Genomic DNA, 5251 nt, shown 5'->3' with positions numbered 1-5251 from the left:
CCGCGGCGACGGCGGCCAGCAGCAGCAGCAGGATCGCGACCGTTGCAGCGGTCATGGCGCGATCCAGGGTTCGCGGTCGTCGAGCAGGGCGGCGACGATTTCCGCCAGCGCCGGCGCGGAAGTCAGGCCCGGCGAATCGATCCCGATCAGGTCGATCAGTCCCTCGAGGTCGCCCGTCTCGCGGCGGACCTGGAAGTCGGCGAAGGGGGCGTCGGTGTCGAGTTTGGGGCGCAGGCCGCTCAGCGCCGGCTGCAGGTCCTGCGGCGCGAGCCAGGGCAGGAAGCGCGCGGCGCCCGCGAAGAACGCGCCGGCGCGGGCGGGGTCCACGCCGTAGTCCTCGCGGCGCGGCACGGCCTCGAAGTCGGGGCCCAGGCGCAGCTGGCCGGCCAGGTCCAGGCAGACGTGCACGCCCAGGGTGTCGCGGTCGCGCGGCGGCACCGGGTAGACCAGGCGCGACACGCGGCCGGAGTGCCGGGGGTCCACCGCGAAGTAGTTGCCCTTGACCCAGCGCTGTCGCAGGCCGAGGCCGTCGACGTCCACCCCGGCCATGGCCGCGACGTCGTCGGCGTGGAGGCCTGCGCAGTTGACGACCTGGCGGCTCGCGTGGGTCCAGGTCTCGGCGCCGCGCCGGACCGCGACCTCCCAGACGCCGCCGCGCCGCGCCAGGCCCGAGACCTCGGCGCCGGTCATCACCTCGGCGCCGCGGGCGGCGGCGCGCGCCGCCAAGGCCCGGGCCGCGCCCTCGGCGTCCAGGATCCCGGTGCGCGGCGAGTGCAGGGCCGCCACGGCCGCGATCTGCGGTTCGAGCCGGCTCACCTCGTCGCTGCCGATCAGGGCGAGGTCCTCGACGCCGTTGGCGGCGCCCAGGGCGTGCAGCCGCTCCAGGCCGGGCACCTCGCTCTCATCGCAAGCCACGATCAGCTTGCCGGCGTCGCGCCAGCCGACGCCCGCCCCGAGGCAGAACTCGCGCAGCAGCCGCCGCCCGCGCACGCAGCAGCGGGCCTTCAGCGAGCCCGTCGGGTAGTACATGCCGCCGTGCCCCACCTCGCTGTTGCGCGAGGTCGTGCCGGCGCCCGGGCGCGCCTCCTTCTCCAGCAGCACGAGCGAGCGGCCGGGCCGGGCCGCGGCGTCGGCCACGGCGCAGCCGACGATGCCGCCGCCGACCACGGTGACGTCGACCGCGATCACGCGGGATCCCCACCGAAGAGGGACCAGGGCGCGCGTTCGGGAACGGGAGCGGTGAAGGACAGCGGCCGGTCGCCGACGGGGTGCGCCAGCTCCAGGCGCCAGGCGTGCAGGGCGACGGAACGGTCGGGCAGCGGGATCGGGGCGCCGTACTTCACGTCGCCGACGACGGGGCAGCCGGCGGCCGCGAGCTGGACGCGGATCTGGTGGCGCCGACCGGTCTGCGGCCGGACCTCGAGCAGCGAGCGGCCGGCCGCGTCGCCGAGCGACCGGTACAGCAGGCGCGCCTCGCGCGAACCCGGGAAGGGCGTCGCGGACCAGCGGGTGCGGCCGTCGGCGTCCCCCTCGGCGGCCAGGTAGCCGACCAGTTCGCCCTCGTCCGCCGGTGGCGCACCCTCGACGACGACGCGGTAGATCTTGCGCACGCGCCCGTCGCGGAACTGCTCACTGAGCCGCGAGGCGGCCTTCGAGGTGCGGGCCAGGACCATCACGCCGGAGACCGGCCGGTCCAGGCGGTGCACCAGCCCCAGGTAGACGTTGCCCGGCTTGCCGAAGCGGGCCTTCAGGTCCGCCTTGCAGAGGTCGAGCAGCGTGACGTCGCCGGTGCTGTCGCCCTGGGCGAGCAGGCCGGCGGGCTTGACCACCACCAGCAGGTGGTTGTCTTCGTGGAGGATGCGCAGATCGTGGCCGGACATGCCCGCATGGTAGCAGCGGCCGGGGCGTCTGGAAAGCCCGTTGAGGCGTGACAGGCGGGCCGCCGGGTCCTATGATGGCCCGGTTCCCCGCCGCCTCCCCCGAGCCGAAACGAGAGGTCCGTCCCATGAAACGTGCGCCGTTCCTGGCCGCTCTGGCGCTGCTCGCGCTCGGCGGCTGTCGCGATTCCGGACAGGAGAGCCAGATGCCCTTGGACTACCCCGTCGCCGCCAAGGTCGAGGTCGTCGACGACTACCACGGCACGCCGGTCGCCGACCCCTACCGCTGGCTCGAGGACGTCGACAGCGAGCAGACCCGCGCCTGGGTCGCGGCCCAGAACGAGCTGACGTACGGCTACCTGGCCAAGCTGCCGGCCCGCGAGCGGATCAAGCAGCGCCTGACCGAGCTCTGGGACTACCCGAAGTACGGCGCCCCGTTCAAGGAGGGCGGCCGCTACTTCTTCTCGAAGAACAGCGGCCTGCAGAACCAGTCCGTCTATTACGTCCAGGAGAGCCTCGACGCCGAGCCGCGCGTGCTGCTGGACCCGAACACCCTGAGCGAGGACGGCACCGTCGCGCTGGCCGGGATGAGCATCGCCCGCGACGGCAAGAAGATGGCCTGGGCCACCAGCGTCAGCGGTTCGGACTGGCAGACCTGGTACGTGCGCGACATCGACACCGGCCAGGACCTCACCGACAAGGTCGAGTGGAGCAAGTTCTCCGGCGCTAGCTGGGACGAGAAGGGCGAGGGCTTCTTCTACAGCCGCTACGACGAGCCCAAGGCGGGCGAGGACCTCACCGGCGCCAACTTCTTCCAGAAGCTGTACTACCACAAGCTGGGCACGCCGCAGTCGCAGGACGTCCTGGTCTACGAGCGCCCCGACCACCAGGACTGGGGTTTCGGCGGGGACGTGACCGAGAGCGGCGACTACCTGATCATCACGGTCTGGCGGGGCACCTCGCCGCAGAACCTGCTCTTCTACAAGGACCTGCGCGACCCCGCATCGAAGATCGTGGAGCTGCTCGGCGAATTCGAGGCTGAGTACAGCTTCGTCGAGCACGACGACGGCGTGTTCTACCTGACGACCGACCTCGACGCCCCGCGCAAGCGGCTGGTCGCGGTCGACATCGCCAACCCGGCCAAGGACGCCTGGTTCGAGCTGATCCCCCAGAAGGACATCACCCTGGAGGGCGTGGGCATGATCAACGGCGACGAGTTCGTCGCCGAGTACATGAAGGACGCCCACAGCGTCGTCTACCGCTTCGACCACCACGGCAGCCCGCTGGGCGAGGTGGAGCTGCCCGGCATCGGCAGCGCCGGCGGCTTCGGCGGCCACCGCGCGGACACCGAGAGCTTCTACACCTTCACGTCGTTCCTCTACCCGCCGACCATCTTCAAGTACGACTTCGGGACCGGCGTCAGCACCGTGTTCCGCGAGCCGGAGATCGACGTGGACCTGAGCGCCTACGCCACCGAACAGGTCTTCTACGCCAGCAAGGACGGCACGAAGATCCCGATGTTCCTGGTCCATCGCAAGGACCTCGAGCTCGACGGCAAGAACCCCACGCTGCTGTACGGCTACGGCGGCTTCAACGCCTCGATGACGCCCTACTTCTCGATCTCGCGCCTGCAGTGGGTCGAGATGGGCGGCGTCTTCGCGATGGCCAACCTGCGCGGCGGCGGCGAGTACGGCGAGGACTGGCACCAGGGCGGCATGCTCAAGAACAAGCAGAACGTCTTCGACGACTTCATCGCGGCGGCGGAGTGGCTGATCGACGGGAAGTACACCTCCCCCGCCCACCTGGCCTGCCAGGGCGGCAGCAACGGCGGCACGCTGGTCGGCGCGGTGATCAACCAGCGGCCCGAGCTGTTCGCGGCGGCGCTGCCCGCGGTCGGGGTCATGGACATGCTGCGCTTCCACAAGTTCACCATCGGCTGGGCCTGGACCAGCGACTACGGCAGCAGCGAGGACCCCGAGATGTTCCCCGTGCTGCGCGCGTACTCGCCCTACCACAACCTGAAGGACGGGACCTGCTACCCGGCCACCCTGATCACCACCGCCGACCACGACGACCGCGTCGTGCCGGGCCACAGCTTCAAGTACGCCGCGCGCATCCAGGAAGCGCAGGGCTGCGACAAGCCGGTGCTGATCCGCATCGAGACCAAGGCGGGGCACGGGGGCGGGAAGCCGACGGCGAAGATCATCGAGGAGGTCGCGGACGAGTGGGCGTTTTTAGCGCACCATCTCGGGATGTAGGGAGCCGCTCACGATCCGGACGACGAAGGGGAGCCCGCAGGGGCTCCCCTTCCACGTTCCGGGACGTCGGAGGCCCCGGGATCAAGCCCCTTCGCGCGGCGGGGCGTGGTAGCCGCGCTCGTCCCAGGGACGCAGGTCGGCGATCAGCAGGGCGAGCAGGGCTTCGAGGTCTTCCTGGCGGACCTCGCGACTGCCTTCCGCGGGCTTCAGCTCTTCGAGGAATTCGATGGTGAAGGCGTCCTCGCCGAGTCGGTTCCAGTCGGCCTGCAGGGCGTGGTTGCGGTGGCCGCCGAAGCGCAGCTGGGCGCGCTGGCTGTTGAGGCCGGCCGGCAGGTTGCGGCTGGCGCCGAGCAGGATCCTGCCGTCGACGGTGTTGCGCACGACGTAGATGCCGGCGGGCTGCACGGTCTCCTTGTAGGCGCGGATCAGGTCCTTGCGGTCGTTCATGACATCCTCCCGGGAACGGGTCCGGGCCGTCGGCGGGGCGCCAGCGGCGTGACGTGATGCGGGATGGCTGCGGCTTGGCTCAGGCGGAGCCCGGCATCACGAGACCGGCGAAGGCGTCGGTCTCCCGGTAGAGGGTCGGCAGGGGGATGTGGCGGGTCGAAGTCATGGATTCTCCTGTTCGGGACCCATGATAGCACCGGGCGCGGCGCCGGGCCAGACGGTTGTCCGCGGCGACGATCCCACCTACAATGAGGGCAACCGCGAGGAGCGACATGCGCGCCCGTCCACTGGTCTTCTACCTGTCCGTCGCGGCCCTGGCGGCCGCCGGCTGCATCCTGGACTCCGATCCCGCGAACCGGCCGCCGGTGATCGCGGCGCTGTCGGCCGCGCCGTCGGCGACGGTCGGCCCCGGCGACACGCTCTCCCTCTCGGTGAGTGCCGACGATCCCGAGGGTCAACCGCTGTCCTACGCCTGGAGCGCGGCGCGCGGCGTCTTTCCCGCGGGGACGACGGCGGCCGTCGTCGCGTGGGTCGCGCCGGCGCAGGCCGGGCCCTGCACCGCGACGGTGCGCGTGGACGATGGGCGCGATGCGGCCACGGGCACGCTGACGCTCGGCGTGATCGCCCCGACCGCGACGATCGTCGCGACCCCCGACACCCTCGACTTCG

At 71.5% G+C, this 5251-nt stretch carries 5 protein-coding genes; 2 read left to right on the top strand and 3 right to left on the bottom strand.

Annotated elements, in window-relative coordinates:
* Positions 1-51 precede the first annotated feature (51 nt).
* The gene (locus Q7W29_07070; GenBank protein MDO9171577.1) at positions 52-1188 is read right to left on the bottom strand and encodes an NAD(P)/FAD-dependent oxidoreductase; all 1137 of its coding nucleotides are present in this window, start codon (positions 1186-1188) and stop codon (positions 52-54) included.
* Positions 1185-1880 (bottom strand): RNA pseudouridine synthase, encoded by a 696-nt coding sequence (locus Q7W29_07065; protein ID MDO9171576.1) that lies wholly within the window; start codon positions 1878-1880, stop codon positions 1185-1187. The genes Q7W29_07070 and Q7W29_07065 overlap by 4 nt, the downstream gene beginning before the upstream one ends.
* A 203-nt stretch (positions 1881-2083) precedes the next feature.
* Here Q7W29_07065 and Q7W29_07060 point away from each other — a divergent pair, with 203 nt between their 5' ends.
* Positions 2084-4135: a prolyl oligopeptidase family serine peptidase gene (locus Q7W29_07060; GenBank protein ID MDO9171575.1), complete on the top strand. Its 2052-nt coding sequence runs from the start codon at positions 2084-2086 to the stop codon at positions 4133-4135.
* An 81-nt stretch (positions 4136-4216) separates the two neighbouring features.
* Here Q7W29_07060 and Q7W29_07055 read toward each other — a convergent pair whose 3' ends face one another.
* Positions 4217-4582 (bottom strand): GIY-YIG nuclease family protein, encoded by a 366-nt coding sequence (locus Q7W29_07055; protein ID MDO9171574.1) that lies wholly within the window; start codon positions 4580-4582, stop codon positions 4217-4219.
* A 272-nt stretch (positions 4583-4854) separates the two neighbouring features.
* Here Q7W29_07055 and Q7W29_07050 point away from each other — a divergent pair.
* A partial coding sequence (locus Q7W29_07050; GenBank protein ID MDO9171573.1) for a hypothetical protein occupies positions 4855-5251 on the top strand: 397 nt, incomplete at its 3' end.

Source organism: bacterium (assembly GCA_030654305.1).
Classification (GTDB): Bacteria; Krumholzibacteriota; Krumholzibacteriia; order LZORAL124-64-63; family LZORAL124-64-63; genus PNOJ01.
The sequence above is the reverse complement of the archived record's forward strand: the minus strand, read 5'-3'. Positions and strand labels throughout refer to the sequence as shown.